General features: G+C 51.9%; 15 protein-coding genes. 4 read left to right on the forward strand and 11 right to left on the reverse strand.

The window, feature by feature from the left end:
- Positions 1 to 902 (forward strand): tripartite tricarboxylate transporter substrate binding protein (locus VMT71_16995; protein HVN25667.1); only part of this gene is annotated, 902 nt, incomplete at its 5' end.
- Between the two features lie 10 nt (positions 903 to 912).
- Here VMT71_16995 and VMT71_17000 read toward each other — a convergent pair.
- The 11 genes from VMT71_17000 to VMT71_17050 all read right to left on the reverse strand — a co-directional run bounded on the left by VMT71_17000 (position 913) and on the right by VMT71_17050 (position 11025).
- Positions 913 to 1908, reverse strand: a complete 996-nt coding sequence (locus VMT71_17000; protein HVN25668.1) for an amidohydrolase family protein — start codon at positions 1906 to 1908, stop codon at positions 913 to 915.
- 86 nt (positions 1909 to 1994) lie between these two features.
- Positions 1995 to 2330, reverse strand: a complete 336-nt coding sequence (locus VMT71_17005) for a DUF1844 domain-containing protein (protein ID HVN25669.1) — start codon at positions 2328 to 2330, stop codon at positions 1995 to 1997.
- A gap of 10 nt (positions 2331 to 2340) precedes the next feature.
- Positions 2341 to 3666, reverse strand: coding sequence for a trypsin-like peptidase domain-containing protein (locus tag VMT71_17010; protein ID HVN25670.1), 1326 nt, complete (start codon positions 3664 to 3666; stop codon positions 2341 to 2343).
- Positions 3667 to 3703: 37 nt separating this feature from the next.
- Positions 3704 to 4960: a bifunctional phosphopantothenoylcysteine decarboxylase/phosphopantothenate--cysteine ligase CoaBC gene (coaBC, locus tag VMT71_17015; protein ID HVN25671.1), complete on the reverse strand. Its 1257-nt coding sequence runs from the start codon at positions 4958 to 4960 to the stop codon at positions 3704 to 3706.
- A complete protein-coding gene (locus VMT71_17020) occupies positions 4957 to 6147 on the reverse strand; it encodes a D-alanyl-D-alanine carboxypeptidase family protein (protein HVN25672.1) in 1191 nt (396 codons plus the stop codon). Before VMT71_17020 ends, coaBC begins: the two co-directional genes overlap by 4 nt.
- A gap of 32 nt (positions 6148 to 6179) precedes the next feature.
- Positions 6180 to 6938 (reverse strand): slipin family protein, encoded by a 759-nt coding sequence (locus tag VMT71_17025; protein ID HVN25673.1) that lies wholly within the window; start codon positions 6936 to 6938, stop codon positions 6180 to 6182.
- Between the two features lie 2 nt (positions 6939 to 6940).
- A complete protein-coding gene (locus VMT71_17030) occupies positions 6941 to 8227 on the reverse strand; it encodes a nodulation protein NfeD (protein HVN25674.1) in 1287 nt (428 codons plus the stop codon).
- Positions 8224 to 8712 (reverse strand): pantetheine-phosphate adenylyltransferase, encoded by a 489-nt coding sequence (coaD, locus tag VMT71_17035; GenBank protein HVN25675.1) that lies wholly within the window; start codon positions 8710 to 8712, stop codon positions 8224 to 8226. Before coaD ends, VMT71_17030 begins: the two co-directional genes overlap by 4 nt.
- 143 nt (positions 8713 to 8855) lie before the next feature.
- A complete protein-coding gene (gene rsmD, locus VMT71_17040) occupies positions 8856 to 9410 on the reverse strand; it encodes a 16S rRNA (guanine(966)-N(2))-methyltransferase RsmD (GenBank protein HVN25676.1) in 555 nt (184 codons plus the stop codon).
- A 4-nt stretch (positions 9411 to 9414) separates the two neighbouring features.
- Entirely contained in the window at positions 9415 to 10368 is a 954-nt protein-coding gene (locus tag VMT71_17045; protein HVN25677.1) for an ArsA family ATPase, read from the reverse strand.
- A gap of 6 nt (positions 10369 to 10374) precedes the next feature.
- Positions 10375 to 11025 (reverse strand): hypothetical protein, encoded by a 651-nt coding sequence (locus VMT71_17050; protein ID HVN25678.1) that lies wholly within the window; start codon positions 11023 to 11025, stop codon positions 10375 to 10377.
- A 62-nt stretch (positions 11026 to 11087) separates the two neighbouring features.
- Between VMT71_17050 and accD the strand changes: the two genes are divergently transcribed.
- Genes accD through lptD form a run of 3 tightly spaced genes read left to right on the forward strand, consistent with a single transcriptional unit; the run spans position 11088 to position 15413 of the window.
- Positions 11088 to 11954: an acetyl-CoA carboxylase, carboxyltransferase subunit beta gene (accD, locus tag VMT71_17055; GenBank protein ID HVN25679.1), complete on the forward strand. Its 867-nt coding sequence runs from the start codon at positions 11088 to 11090 to the stop codon at positions 11952 to 11954.
- A complete protein-coding gene (locus VMT71_17060) occupies positions 11951 to 13213 on the forward strand; it encodes a folylpolyglutamate synthase/dihydrofolate synthase family protein (protein HVN25680.1) in 1263 nt (420 codons plus the stop codon). The genes accD and VMT71_17060 overlap by 4 nt, the downstream gene beginning before the upstream one ends.
- Complete coding sequence (lptD, locus tag VMT71_17065; protein HVN25681.1) at positions 13197 to 15413, forward strand: LPS assembly protein LptD; 2217 nt, start codon at positions 13197 to 13199, stop codon at positions 15411 to 15413. The genes VMT71_17060 and lptD overlap by 17 nt, the downstream gene beginning before the upstream one ends.
- Positions 15414 to 15438 lie beyond the last annotated feature (25 nt).

Consider the following 15438-nt stretch of genomic DNA (forward strand, 5'->3'; position numbering starts at 1 on the left):
AAAAGCCGATCACGATGTTGATTTCGTTTGATCCCGGCAGCACAACGGATATCCTCGGGAGGGCCATAGGCATGACTTCTGAGAGATACCTCAACACGCATTTTATTTATGAAAACAGGGGCGGCGGAGGAGGAACAGTAGCCTTGGGCGTTCTCTCAGCGGCAAAACCGGACGGTTATACCATATCTGTGATTCCGAGCGATTCGGTAGTTTACACGCCGCTTATGCAAAAGGTACCCTTCAAGCCGTTAAAGAGTTTCACGCCTATCATCGGTTTTTCCGCCGCTCCGCATACGGCCCTCATCGTGAGGCCTGATGCGCCCTGGAAGAGCTTTCGCGAGTTAGTCGACTACGCAAAGAAGAACCCACGAAAGATACACTACAGTTCGGCCGGTGTGGGAACGGGTATGCATCTGGCCATGGAGTACGTTGGCAATAAAGAGGGCATACAGTGGGTGCACATCCCTTATAAATCGGCGGCCGCCGCAAGAACGGCTTTAATGGGCGGACATGTAGAGGCCTGTTCGGCCGGGGCAGAGTTTGTGCCCTTTGCAAGGCAGGGACTCGTAAGAGTGCTCGTTACACATGGAGAAAAGAGATCACCCGCTTTTCCTGACGTGCCCACCATGAAAGAACTGGGCTACGACTTTGTTAAGGAAACGATACATTCGGTGGTGGGGCCGGCTTCGCTTCCCCCTGATGTACTGAAAAGATTGGAGACAGGGCTCACGAAAGGCGCAGAGACTCCAGAATTTATTGCGATCCGTGACAAGCTCGATTGTCTGCCGGGTTACATGAATAGCGCCGATTACGACCGATACCTGAAAGATCTTTGGGTCCGAACGGAGAAGACGTTTAAGGATGCAGGGATTATAAAGGAGCCTGCTACACAGCCGTATTAAAAATTAACCATCAACCACTTCGCTTCGTGCGAAGTCTGGGAAAAAGCGCTAATGCACTTTTCTCTTCGACGGATGCCCTCTTCTTTGCATTAAAGCCGGCAAAGCGCGCAACACCGTCAACCTTCGCAGCTATAATAGGGCTAGTCGCAAAGGGGTAGTCTGTGCCGAAGAGTATATGGTCAGTATCGATCAACGCGTGGAGAGAGGGCAAGTTGTACGGGCTGGCTGCACCCGCGGTATCGTAGTACAAACGCTTGAGGTAGTAATAGAAGCCTTTCGGGGCTTTTTCAGCCGCTCCCTGCCACCGCCGTGCCCCCTCTTCTATACGAGTGGCCAGATACGGGATCGTTCCCCCGCCGTGAGAAAAGATGAATCGGATATCCGGATAGCGTTCCAATGTACCGCCGTAAATGAGATTGGTTATGGCACGGGTTGTTTCGAAAGGAGCCTCGAGTAGAGAGTGCGAACACGGAAACGGGTTCTTTCCAAGCGGATCGCCCGGGTGCACATGCACCACGGCTTTCCTGCGGTTCAGCTCTTTATACATAGCTTCGAACGCGCTATCCCCGAGATATGTGCCTTTACAGTTTGTCAACAGCCCGATACCGTCAAGCTTGAGGGTGTCGAGCGCGTACGCGATTTCAGTTAAAACTCCCTCTACGTCATTTAGTCCGGGCAAGGCTGCAAAAGCGCCGAACCTGCGGGGATGATCGTGGATCAGTTCAGCTGCGATGTCGTTGCATCTGCGGGCGAGCCTGCGTGAAAATCTGCCATTGCCGACGAAGGCCGCCGGGCTCGTGAAGGAGGTGACTGCCGTCTGGATGCCGTGCCGGTCCATCATGCCGAGTGTCTTTTCTGTTGTCCATTCGGGAAAGCTCACCCCCAATGCAGTAGCGATACCCACATCAGCCAGCGCCTTCACATACTCGGACGGGATAAAGTGGTGGTGGACATCGATCCGGTGCGGTGCGGCCGATTCTGACTGTGATCCTTTTTTCTTTTTCAACTGACGCCCCCCTTGTTGTTCTGGTAGGACCTACTCGCTCCAACTGCGCGAACCGTACTGATTACTGCTTGCTGCTCACTCGTCTTCTAGCACGCCGCTTTTACATACTTCAACCGCACGTCGTAGAGCACAGTATCAATTAGTTTTTCCTCCTCCGCATTGAGATTGCCTTTTGTCTTCTCTTTGAGGAGTTCAATGACGCTGATGGTCTGCTTGGCAAGTTGCAGGTTCATCCCTTTTTCATTTGTCACAGGATCGGGAAGCTCGCCCAGATGGACAAGCGCAGACGTGGATAAGGAAAGAATAAAAGTGGAAAAGCCAAGTTCGCTGAAGAGCGTTTTGGTATCGCAGGTTTCTCCCGTTTGCGTATCAATCCCCTTCTCTGTCTTATCCTTCACGGTGTCTTTCTTCTCTTCCGCCATAGCTTCCCTCCTACAGTAAGCTGTCCAGCTTTATCGGGACGAAAAAGACTTCATTCTTCCTGTTCACCTGAAGCAAAATATAATTCGTTCGCAGCCCCTGCGCCACAAGTTCTTTGAAGTGCGCCGCGTCTTCGGCGTCCTGATTGTTGACTTTGAGAATAACGTCTCCGGCACGCAAACCATATTTCTCGCCAATGCCGCCTTTGAATACCTTGGTCACGATCGCGCCATCCCTCTCTCTGACCCTGAACTTCAACTTCATGTATCCCTGTATATCTGACACCCGCACGCCCAGCAGGCGCTCGTCCAGCGGCAAAGGAAGGTACCCTGTCAGATCTTCTCTCTTCAGATCGATAGTGATCGCTTCGTTACCTCGCAGAATCTTTATCTGCATCGGTGCGCCCTCGCGGGTCTGCATGAGAGCAGTATGGATCTTCATTCCCTCTCTGATCCTCTTCTTATTCAGCTCGACAATCCTGTCGCCGGCCTTGATGCCGTAACGCTCGGCAGGGCTTCCGCGAATCAGGTCAGTGACGTATAGATATGCTCCTCTTTCGTCTTTCTTTCTTTCAAAAAAAACTCCCAGGATGCTCCTTTTTGCCCCGGCATCCGAAAACTCAGATAACATGGATGCAACGTCTTCGATCGGTATGGCAAAGCCTATGCCTTTTCCCTCTTCATAGATAGCCGTCACAATACCCAGCAACTCTCCCTCACCATCAAGCAGCGCCCCGCCTGAACTGCCGGGGTTTATCGCAGCGTCTGTCTGAATCAGGTTGACGTAGACCCGGTTGCTAATTCGCAGGTTCCTCCCGAGGGCGCTTATCACTCCCGTGGTTACGCTACTCGACAGGCCGTAAGGATTTCCAATGACTATAGCCTTCTCACCCACCCGCACCGGTTTCCTTCTACTGATCCGCAAAAAAGGAAAGTCGGTCCGGTCGCTCTGGATCTTCAGCAAGGCGACATCCAGTTCCGCATCTGCAGCCATGACGGTCGCGTCGTACTCCTGCCTGTTTGTGAATTTCACCCTTATGGTTATCGCTTTGGAGACGAGGTGCTCGTTGGTGACAATGATACCTCTCGGGTCAAGTACAACTCCCGACCCTATATTCTCTACCGTGTCCGCCTCCTCCTGCTCATCCTCCGTAAACATCCTCTTGAGGATGTCCTTGCTCTTGCCTTCAGTCGTCTCTTTCGACCACTCTTCGGTCTTGATGTTTACGATTGATTTACTGACACTCTCAATGACGCTTACGGTGGCGTCCTCTTTGGCGAAAAGGGGGCTAGACAAAAAGAGTGCGAGGGCTGCTAGTGCGATACAAAGGCTCTTCATTTACGATGTTTCAGAATGGTCTATGGTCTGCATTTGCTCAGTACCAGTCATCCTTGTATTTCCGTTTTTTCTTTATTACCCGTTTCACAGCATCAAGGATTACGTGGGCTACTTCCTCCTTGGAGAGCTTCGGGACATGTCTCGCGCGCCCATTGGCGGTGATAATAGTCACTTCATTTTCATCCGACCCGAACCCGATCCCCTGCTTTGTTATATCGTTCGCAACGACCAGATCCAGGTTCTTTCTCTTCAATTTTTCATGGGCATTCTGAACGACATTCTCGCTTTCTGCGGCAAATCCTACCAGAATTCGGTCTTCCTTGATCAGACCGAGCTCCTGGAGAATGTCAGGATTCCTCTCCAATTCGAGTGACACTTCCTCTTCACCCGGTTTCTTCTTTATTTTGTGGTACCGCAAAGCCTTGGAACGAAAATCAGCAACTGCAGCCGCCTTGATGATGACGCCGCAATTGGCCTGGCGCGCCATCACGACATTGCGCATCTCGCTGGCGGTGACCACATCTATCACTTCTACACCCGGCGGACGGGGAAGATCCGTTCTGCCGGTAACGAGCACCACATCTGCTCCGCGCCGGCGCGCAATCTTGGCAAGGGCATAACCCATCTTTCCTGAAGAGCGGTTTGTAATGCAGCGCACCGGGTCTATAAATTCCTGGGTCGGTCCTGCCGTCACCATGATTCTTTCCCCGACGAGATCTTTGGCGGTAAAGATATCTTCCATCTTCTCGACAATATCTTCGACGGCGGGCATCCTTCCTTTGCCTTCCCATCCGCATGCCAGACCGCCGCTCTCAGGCTCTATGAATTCATATCCATCCTCTCGCAGCCTGTCTATATTCGCCTGCACTATCTTGCTCTCCCACATCTTCGTGTTCATAGCAGGAACAAAGAGTACCGGCACCCTCGTCGCCATCACCATAGTGCTAAGAAAATCATCGGCTATACCGCTGGCTATCTTTCCAATGATATTGGCTGTTGCGGGCGCTATCACCATCTGGTCCGCCAGGTCTGAAAGGGCAATGTGTCCGATCTTGGAGTTTTCAAGCAACTCAAACAACTCGTGGGTGACGCGATTTCCAGAAAGCGTCTGAAAAGTCAAAGGAGCAACGAACTCTATCGCGTGCTTGGTCATGACGACGTGCACGTTCGCACCCTTTTTCGCAAGTATCCTGACAAGTTCGGCAGTTTTGTAGGCCGCAATTCCTCCGGTCACGCCCACGATGATCTGCTTGTCGCGAAGCATGGTGTACTGCTTTGGTGCGGGAACGCTCATATGCCGAGCCCCATCTTCCGGAAGATTCGCGTAAACAGGTTTGCTTTGGGAACGTAGACGGGCGAAACAACATCAACCTTGCCTATCACCTCATCATCGAGCTGGAACTTTATCTCCCCAAGCTTCTGCCCTTCTTTAACCTCTCCCCTGATCCGGTCAGGTACGTCCACAATCTTCTTTATCTCTTTTTTCTTGCTCTTGAGCAGAGGATACGAGAAGTCAGACGCGCATACGCCTCTTACCTTCTTGTACTTCCCATCCTCCAGGAATATTTCTTTATCCACCTGCTCGCCTTTCTTCACGAGGGGAGTCACCACGTATTGCGCGAAATACGTCTTCAGTTTTCCCAGCGCAACCTGATCCCTCAGTTTACCTGTCGAGCTGCCCATTACCACAACGATCAGTCGCAGGTCCCCTTTCCTTGCCGTGGCGGTGATGTTAAAGCCTGTGCTCCTGTAATACCCTGTCTTCAGTCCGTCCACTTCGGGCATCTGCCCAAGCAGCTTGTTCGTGTTGCTGAGGACAAATTTTCCTCCCCTGAACTCTCCCTGTTTTGTCGACGTCCATTCCATGAGCTTCGGATACTTGACCAGTTCCCGCGCCAGGATCGCCATATCATAACAGGACGTGAGGTCCTCCTTCTGGTCTTTGCCGGGCGGCAATCCATGCACCGAGTGAAACTCCGTGTCCGCCATTTTCAGGTCTTTGGCCTTTTCATTCATGAGAGTAACAAAATCGTCGACGTTTCCCGAAATGAACTCCGCGATGGCGTAGGCTGCGTCGTTCGCAGAATGGATCATCATGCCCTGCATCAACTCTTCCAGCGTGAATTCTTCTCCTTCTTTCAGATAAACCTGGCTGCCTCCTATCTTGGAGGCTGCCTTTGAGGCAGTTATCTTATCCGTCAGATGAATTTCCCCACGTGCGAGTTTCTCCATGACGATGTCTGCCACCATCAGCTTCACCATGCTGGCAGGGGCCCTCTTCTCGTGGGCATTCTCCTCTTCCAGGACTTTTGCCGAATTGGCTTCCATGACGAGATAGGCCTTATATTTTTCTACCGGCTCCGCTGCCTTGCCCTTCGGCTGTTTCGCCACAGCTTTTTTCGTCTTCGCCAATCCCTCGCCGGCAAAAGCGAGACTCAGCAGGAACGCAACAATGGCGAGGAGAATTGCTAAGCGTTTCACATCCAATTTCATTGCTTGATTCATTGCTCCTTTCATGCCTTTTTATCTGTGAAGGCCTTCATCAATTCAATGGGGAGCGGGAAAATGATGGTTGAATTTTTGTCAGCCGATATCTCGAGAAGCGTCTGCAAATAACGAAGCTGAAGAGACATAGGACTCTTCGATAGAATATCGGACGCTTCAGCCAGACGGGTAGATGCCTGGAATTCACCTTCGGCACTGATAACTTTCGCCCTTCTTTCTCGTTCTGCCTCTGCCTGACGTGCGATGGCCCGCTGCATCTCCTGCGGCAAATCCACGTTCTTGACTTCGACGTTGGAGACCTTTATGCCCCAGGACTCAGTGTGCAAATCGAGTATCTCCTGGAGTCTTTCGTTCAGCTTTTCCCTTTTCGACAGAAGTTCATCCAGGTCCGCCTGGCCGAGCACGCTTCGGAGGGTGGTCTGGGAAAGCTGGCTCGTCGCGTACAAATAATTCTCCACGTCAATGACCGATTTCATAGGATCGATGACCCGGAAGTAGACCACCGCGTTCACCTTGATCGTCACGTTGTCCCTGGTGATGACATCCTGAGGCGGGACGTCGAGGACCACCGTCCTGAGACTGATCCTCACCATCTTGTCGATGACCGGGATCAGCAGAATGAGCCCGGGACCCTTCGGGCGGCCCAGTACCCTTCCCAGCCTGAATATCACGCCCCGTTCGTATTCATTCAAAATCTTGATGGCGTTGTAGAGAAAAAAGAAGATGAGCACAATCAGAAATATTCCGTATATCGGCACTCCTACCATAATTAGCCCCTTTCTTTTTTGACCTTCACGGTCATACCCTTGACTTCGGTCACAATGACCCTTTCACCCTCCCCTATCGATTCCTCACTCTGTGCATTCCATAGTTCGCCGTGTACATAAACTTTTCCGCTCTCTCTGATGTCGGTCCTCGCAACGCCTTCCTCTCCGATGAGCCCCTCTTTTCCGGTCCTGACCTTGGACAACTGGGCTTTGATCGCATATGATAGCACACCGACGAAGAATAGGACAGTGACCGCAACAACAACAAAAATAGACACCCATGAGATGGAGAGCCATTCCGAGGGCAGATCGATCAGCATCACAGAACCAATAATGAGCGAAACAACTCCGGCGATGCTCAACGCACCGTGACTCACCACTTTGATCTCCAGGATAAAGAAGATTATCCCCAGCAGGATCAAGCCCAAGCCGGCGAAACTGATCGGTATGCTTGAAAACGCATAGAACGCAAGTATTATGCAAATACCGCCTATGACACCGGGGAATATGGCACCAGGGCTGTAGATCTCAAAAAGAATCCCATAGAAGCCTAGCATCATCAGTATGTAGGCAACATTCGGGTCGGTAATCGTGGAGAGGAAACGATATTTCAAAGACATCTCCACTTCTTTAGGCTTAACCCCCTTCGTCTTTAGTGTGACCCTCTTATCACCAACCTCCACGCTCCTGCCGTCTATCTGAGTGAGAAGATCGTCCACGCTTTCCGCAACCACGTCGATAACATGCATCCGTAAAGCATCCTCCGCGGTTGCAGAGACGCTCTGTGTTACAGCTTTTCCTGCCCAATCTACATTTCTGCCCCGCTTTTTGGCTATACTCTTTGCATATGCCTCCGCGTCCTGCACCACTTTTTTCATCATTACTTTGTCTGGCTTCTCTTCCTTGCCAATGCTGACCGGGTGGGCTGCCCCGACGTTAGTTCCAGACGCCATAGCGGCAACGTTAGACGCGAGCAGAATGATGGCCCCTGCCGAGGCGGCTCGGGCGCCCTGCGGAAACACATACACAATCACGGGTATTTTTGAGTCCATGATTGCCTTGATTATTTCCCGCATCGACGTGTCAAGACCGCCGGGGGTATCGAGCAGAATGAGCAGCGCCTGGGCGTCCGCGCTGGTTGCACTTTTGATTGAATCGATGACAAATTGTGCAACAGGCGGGCCGATCACATTCTGCACTCTGATTTGATACACATCTTTTGCGGCGCCGTGCGCGGCGCCAGAGCAACAAAGCAGCAAGAGCAGGATGGTGCAAAGTATCTTTTTCATGTATGCGGAAACTTTCTCCTTAGCGCTTCCTCGACACAGGGTGGGACAAAACCTTTGATCAACCCCCCGAAGCTTGCCACTTCTTTGATGGTTCTTGAGCTTACAAAGAAGTAGTCCTTGCTCGTCATCATGAAAATTGTGTCCATATCGCAGTTGAGATTTCTGTTCATTGAAGCCATTTGGAACTCGTACTCAAAATCGCTCATGGCTCTCAAGCCGCGTATGACGAACCGGGCATTAACTTTCTGGACGTATTGAACCAACAAGCCGTCAAAGCTGTCGACGATTACATTCTTGTTGCCGTCTATCGACTGCCGGATCAACTCCTTGCGCTCGGGAACGGTAAAGAGCCCCTTCTTTTCGATGTTAGTCGCAATGGCGCAGATGACTGTGTCGAAAAGCTTAAGGCCTCTATGCAAAATATCCAGATGCCCATACGTGATCGGATCAAAAGAACCGGGGTATACCGCCACTGTTTCTTTCATCTATTGCTCCCTTTCAATCAGAGGATGCTTTTTTACCACTCTCTCCTTGCCTTTATCCTTACAGAATGCTTCGCTATCTGCGTACATCTCCGATGATAATTCTGTTTCCTTCTTTATGAATCCTTTGATGTCAGCGCGTTCTTTCATCCACACGCGATCAAGGAAACCGCCGTATCTCCGTAGAGTTTGCTCCTCACACTCTCCGGGTTTATAAAGTCTGGTAACCGCTCTCTTTTTGAGTGCTCCACCACCAGCAGAGTTTCACTGCGACAAATACTCTGGCTCCTCAGGATCTCCAGCGTCATCGAAACATAGCCCTTGTCGTACGGCGGATCCATCAGTATAAGGTCGAATGCATCTTCTTTGCTAGCCAACGCGGGCACCGCATATATTACATCCATATTCAACACAACACAATCCTTATCAAGGCCCATCTTCTTCAGGTTCTCTTTGAGCATCTCTGCCATACGCCCGCTTTTCTCCACACAGACGGCTCGCTTTGCTCCCCTGCTCAGCGCCTCTACGGACAGCGAGCCCGCCCCGGCAAACAGGTCGAGGACTTCGCAACCCTCTATATCACCGACCAGGTTAAAAATCGCCGCTCTCACTTTCGACGAAGTATACCGCGCGTCAGCGTTATCCGGCACCCTGATTTTTCGACCCTTCAGACGTCCACCTGTCAGACGCAGTTCTCCCATTCCGTTAAACGCCGTCGCCGAAGAGGGCACGTGAGACTTCGGTGATTCTCTCAAGGCCTTTAATTTCGTAGGGAGAGAGGTAGAGCGTCACCAGGTTCCGGCCGCCGCACACTGCCTTCAGTACGCTCATGTACTGCCTCTGCATCTCTCCGCGTTGTTTGTGAAAAGGGCAGTCTTCGTCCCGCACCACATGATTGATGATCAGATTACCCACCTGGAGCCCGTTTTCTTCAAGTTCCTTCAGCATCCGCTCAGCCAGTCTCACACCGAGAGCCTCAGCGATCGTGACCACAATATACCTCGTCCTTTGCTGGTCCCTGATGAACTGGATGATCTTCCTTGAAAGCTCTTCCCAGCCCGCGATGATCTCCAGGAGGCTTCTCCTTGAGTTTTTCAGCGAGACGGCGTCTTTGACCTTCTCGAAACAGCTGTAGAGGTTCATGTAAAACTTGGTTGCAGCTTCCATATGACTCAGGAACAGGTGCGGCAGGCGGAGCAGACGCAGTGTGTGGCCCGCCGGCGCCGTGTCCCAGACAACAGTGTCATACCTCCCCGCATCTACGAGCTCCACGATGAAGTGGAGCATGAATTCCTCTTCGATACCGGGAGCCGTCCCGATGTAATCCACAAAATCATAATCAAGACTGGCGAAGCTCGACACCACTTCGTAAATTTCGAGGCCGAATCGCTCCTTCCAGCGTTTGAGCACCAGGTCTGACGAAAGTTCCAACCCGAACAGCTGGTGATCCGATGTGAGCTGAATCTCGTTGTCATCCATGCTGGTTTCAAAAATGTCGCCCAGCGAAGGTGCCGGGTCACTGGAGAGGAGAAGTACCCTTCGTCCGTCACGGGCTAGCTGCAATGCTATTGCCGAGGCGCACGTGGTCTTGCCGACGCCCCCTTTGCCGCCCACCATAACGAATCTCACGTTTCTATCGCGTATTCCGGTCAGGCCCACGAACAATCAATCCTTCTTGCTCGCCTGTGGAGCTGTTTCTGATGGAGGGCCGAACATATGATGCACGAAATCCCGCAACTCGCGCTCAACACCGGAAAAAAAATGAGAAGAAGGCAACACCTTCAGCCATTTCTCGGCCTGCAGGTCTCGGTATACGGAGAGGAGCGGGTCAAGCGGCGATATGTCATCCAGAGAACCACCTACAAGGTAAATCCTTCCCTTGTACGCTTTGAGCTCGGATGAGTCATAGATTGAAAAAGGGTACGCTACCAGAACGAGATCCTCGAGGCCTTGCGCATGGGCAGCCGCCCTGGCGGCCACCCATGCGCCAAAGGAGTAACCTGAAAGCACCAGCCTGGCCCCGCTGCTCAGGAAATCGGTCATAAATCCGCAGGCAGCTATGGTATCGGCTACCTCTCCATTGCCCTCATCGTATACGCCATCGCTCGCACCAACTCCCCGGAAGTTGAACTTCAGAGTGGACATGTCGCTCAAGGCGAAACCTTCCTCGAGGGCTTCCACCACGTTGTTCTGCATGCTCCCTCCGTACAGAGGATGAGGGTGGCAGATCACAGCGCCTCCCCTGTCCCCACGGTCGCTCAAGATCGCCTCGAGCTTGTTACCCCCGGATGTAAAGGTCACCCTTTTTATTGACATATGCTCTCTATTTTGGTAGGTTTCTTCCGAAAATTCAATAGATTTTCATTAAAAAAAACACCATGGGTCTATTCAAGAAAAAGGTCGTTCCGTTAAAGCCGCACCAGAAGATTGATATCCAGCGAGAGATAAAGAAGGCTGAGCGGGAAGACGAAAGCTTGTGGATCAAATGCAGTTCCTGCCAGGAGTTGCTTTACAGAAAAGAGGTGGAACGCAACCTCAGTATCTGCCCTAAATGCTCGTATCATTTCCCGATCAGCGTTGAAAAACGGATAGCTCTTACGTTCGACAAGAACTTTACCGAACTCTATACAGGTGTAGAGCCCGTGGACTTCCTGAAGTTCAAAGACACCAAGACCTACAAGGCAAGGCTGATCGAAACCAGAGAAGCTACCAACAGGAGCGACGCGGTAGTCTGTGGGAGCGGCAGTATAGACGGCGTCGAAGTGCTCAGCGCAATTTTTGATTTCACCTTCATGGGCGGGAGCCTCGGCTCGGTCGTGGGAGAGAAAATCACGCGCCTGCTTGAAGAAGGAGCGGAAAAGAAGCTACCGGTGATTGTCTTCTGCGCATCAGGCGGAGCACGGATGCAGGAGGGCATTATGTCCCTCATGCAGATGTCGAAGGTGGCCGGAGCTATCTTCAAATTGAAATCTGCAGGCGTTCCCTACCTCACCGTATTGACCGACCCGACGCTGGGCGGTGTAAGCGCAAGCATCGCCATGCTTGGAGATATAATCGTGGCCGAGCCAAAGGCGATGATCGGCTTTGCCGGACCCCGGGTCATTAAAGAAACGATCAAGGAAAAGCTCCCTCCGGGATTTCAGCGAGCAGAGTATCTGCTCGAGCACGGCATGGTTGACCTCATAGTTTCCAGGAAGGAGCTGAAACGAAAGCTGCATGGCCTGCTTTCGCTGATCGGCGCATGAGTCGGTATTCCACAGCGCTGGAATACCTTTACGGCCTCGAAAAATCAGGTATTGTTTTTGGCCTGGATGCTATCCGCTGGATCCTGGACCTCATTGGCAACCCCCAGGATGCCCTCAAGACCATCCACATAGGCGGGACAAACGGAAAGGGCTCCGTCGCCCGCATGAGTGCCTCTGTCCTGCAGGAAGCAGGATACACGGTAGCATGCTACACCTCCCCGCACCTTGTTTCGTTCACCGAGAGGATCACAGTCAACGATGTTCAGATCACCGAAGAGGAAACTGTTGAGCTGACGGAGTTCATCAGGAGCCGCATTGACAGAACTGACTCTTCCAGAAAATACACGTTCTTTGATTTCACCACTGCAATGGCCTTTGAATACTTCAGACGCCGGAAGGTGCAGCTGAGTGTCATCGAGGTCGGCCTCGGAGGCAGACTCGACTCCACGAATGTCATTCTTCCGCTTGTCAGCGTTATTACCAATGTGGAACTGGACCACATGGATTACCTCGGCGAGTCGATAGAAGAGATAGCTGCTGAAAAGGCAGGTATTATAAAGAGTGGAGTTCCCGTGGTAACGGGCGCCGAAGGAAGCTCGCTTGAGATCATACGCAACGTGGCCGGAGAGAAGTCACCCCTGTTTGTGCTTAACAAGGACTTCGACTACTGGAAAAAGGCAGACGGGGTGATGAGATACAGAGGGATTGAAAATTCTTTCTCCGATCTGCACCTCAATCTGGCAGGAGATCATCAGCTATCGAATTGTGCTATTGCCTTATGCACGCTGGAACTGCTTGCCCGGGCAGGATTCCCTGTAACAGAGGAGGCCATCAGACGTGCGCTCGCAAAAGTGGCATGGCCCGGCAGGCTGGAGAGCGTCTGCGACAGACCCTTAATTCTCCTCGATGCGGCACATAACCCGCATGGAGCAAAGGCCCTGGCTCGCTACCTCACGACTCATTACTCTGACAGAAAAAAAGTTTTGATCTTCGGTGTCATGCGGGATAAGAACTTTACCTCTATGCTGGCAGAGCTCGCTCCTGTTGCCAATCGCATAGTCCTCACAAGGCCCGTGACCGAGCGGGCGGCTCAGGTCGAGGAGCTTATTCAGCTGGTTCCTGATGCGGTTCAAACGGCAGGCGTGGAGGAAGCCCTGCAAAAGGCACGGCAGTTGACTGCTGATGATGATGTACTGATCATCACAGGCTCCTTCTACACCATCGGAGAGGCGAGAAAGCTGATTGATACGATATTTTGATGCCAGTACGCGTTGGCGTACCATCACATGGCTTGGGCATACCATTCTATGGCTCGCAGTCATCCTCCTGATGCCCTTTTCGTCTGAGGCCAGAGAACTGGCCAAAAGAACCACAAACGCCCCGGTTGACATCACCGCCGACTTCCTCCAGTACGACAAGAACCAGAACATGTACATCGCCAAGGGGAACGTGGAAATGAGGCAAGGCACGGCAACGCTGACTGCCGATTACGTGGAATATCACGAAGACTCGGCTGACGCACTCGCAGAGGGCAATGTTGTTCTCCAGGACAATGAAGGCACTATCCGCACCGAACGCATGACGCTCAATATGGTGACGCAGCAGGGGACAATTGAAAAGGGCGATATCTACATCAAGCAGGGGAACTTCTACCTTATTGGCGACGAAATAAAGAAGACCGGCGAAGCAACGTATGTAATTCAGCGGGGTAAGTTCACTACCTGCGGGTGGGACAAGCCGGCATGGACATTCGCGGCAAAGGATATCAACCTCACCGCGCAGGGGTATGCGACCGCAAGTAACGCCAAGTTCAGTATCCGCGACAACCCCGTCTTCTTCCTGCCCTGGGGTGTCTTCCCGGTCAAGACCGAAAGGCAGTCAGGTTTTCTGCTCCCTGAACTGATCAAGTCAAGCCGGGACGGATACAGGCTCACAGAATCCTATTATTGGGCCATATCGAAAGACACGGATGCAACCTTCGGTGCCCAGTGGATACAGGACAGGGGTGTACGAGCACTAGGCGAATATCGCTATTTTGTATCGCCGGAACTGAAAGGGCAGTGGGGAGCCTCGATCATAGATGACCAGGAATTTCATCACACTCGATGGAATATAGTAGGCGAGCACGTCCAGGCTGTCAATAACAGCCTGACTCTGAAGGCAAGGGTGTATCAGGTCTCCGACCAGGACTTCCTCAAGGATTTTGGTCTTACTACACTGCAACGGGCGGAGAATTCAGTGAGCTCGACCGTATTCGCCGAACAGTTCATGAAGAAATCACTGCTCACGGCTGAGACCACCTACTTCCGTACTCTTGTCGTGGAAGACAACAAACAGACCTTCCAGTACCTCCCATTTGTGTCATTTTTCACGGAACATCTGCCTTTGCTTAACAGTAGCATCTACGCCAATGCGTCTTCCAGCGTCACCAACTTCTCGCGAGAGCAGGGTACCACATATGCACGCTTCTCTGCTGCTCCCGCCTTGAGCATGCCCTTCCACTTCCAGGGGTTCAATCTGCTGGCGAGCAACACCTTCATACAAAGGGCTTACTCAATAAACCAAAAAGGGTTGGCTGATGTGTCCCCTGTCCCCGATGAAAAGACTTCCAACTATTTCCAGACCATCATGCTCCAGGGTGACGCAAACTTTCAGGCATACAGGAACTACAAGACAGACCTCTTCGGGTTGGATAACCTGCAAAGCGTTATCAAGCCGAGGGTTACGTATACCTTCATCCCTGCCACTGACACTGTAACGCTCCCCATCGTCAATCCTTTCGATCAGATTGTAAAGACCAATACGATTACCTACTCCTTCAATCATTACCTGAATGCCGTCGGTAAGACTTCATCGCGCGAGATTTCCCTTCTGGAAATCGACCAGACCTATGGGTTGTCCGGGGATCTGCCGCCATCAACGTCCTACATAATAGGCAACGGCGACAACACAGGCCCGGGGCGGAGATTCTCTGACGTTCATGCAAGGCTGACGCTCTATCCTGTAAGCACTTTCTTTTTTACTGAAGAAGCCTATATCGATCCTTACAGCGTAGAAGCCAAAATATTGAGAACTTCCTTGGGTGTCAACAGGCCGACTTTCAGCTCGAGTGTCACCCACACTTACCAGCAGGGTACTATTGATCAGATTCTCTGGATCGCAACAGGAAGGTTCTGGAACTTTGACGGACGCATCAGCATACGATATGATCTAATGGATAACACATGGATAGACACGCTCTATGGTCTGACCTATCATCCGGGGTGTTGGGCCCTAAACCTGATCCTGTTGCAAACCAGGAGACCGCCCGATACGAGCATACATTTCACGTTCAGCCTGGCGGGCTTAACAAGTCGTGGGCAACCCATGGAGCCCGTGGGTCCACTGAGCGGACCGACTCCTTCCCCGACACCCGCTTCGTCGAGAGGAATCAGCGGTTTGCAGCAACAACTTTTCTGACGTAACGAAGAACGAACAGGGGGTT

The sequence above is a fragment of the Syntrophorhabdales bacterium genome (assembly GCA_035541455.1).
In the GTDB taxonomy this organism is placed as follows: Bacteria; Desulfobacterota; Syntrophorhabdia; order Syntrophorhabdales; family WCHB1-27; genus JADGQN01.

Excerpts from the sequence above, each read along its gene's own strand:
- coaD (HVN25675.1), bottom strand. The coding sequence starts at position 8,712 with ATGAAAGAAACAGTGGCGGTATACCCCGGTTCTTTTGATCCGATCACG.
- rsmD (HVN25676.1), bottom strand. The coding sequence starts at position 9,410 with ATGGGAGAACTGCGTCTGACAGGTGGACGTCTGAAGGGTCGAAAAATC.
- coaBC (HVN25671.1), bottom strand. The coding sequence starts at position 4,960 with ATGAGCGTTCCCGCACCAAAGCAGTACACCATGCTTCGCGACAAGCAG.
- VMT71_17025 (HVN25673.1), bottom strand. The coding sequence starts at position 6,938 with ATGGTAGGAGTGCCGATATACGGAATATTTCTGATTGTGCTCATCTTC.
- VMT71_17050 (HVN25678.1), bottom strand. The coding sequence starts at position 11,025 with ATGTCAATAAAAAGGGTGACCTTTACATCCGGGGGTAACAAGCTCGAG.
- accD (HVN25679.1), top strand. The coding sequence starts at position 11,088 with ATGGGTCTATTCAAGAAAAAGGTCGTTCCGTTAAAGCCGCACCAGAAG.
- VMT71_17010 (HVN25670.1), bottom strand. The coding sequence starts at position 3,666 with ATGAAGAGCCTTTGTATCGCACTAGCAGCCCTCGCACTCTTTTTGTCT.
- VMT71_17030 (HVN25674.1), bottom strand. The coding sequence starts at position 8,227 with ATGAAAAAGATACTTTGCACCATCCTGCTCTTGCTGCTTTGTTGCTCT.
- VMT71_17005 (HVN25669.1), bottom strand. The coding sequence starts at position 2,330 with ATGGCGGAAGAGAAGAAAGACACCGTGAAGGATAAGACAGAGAAGGGG.
- VMT71_17060 (HVN25680.1), top strand. The coding sequence starts at position 11,951 with ATGAGTCGGTATTCCACAGCGCTGGAATACCTTTACGGCCTCGAAAAA.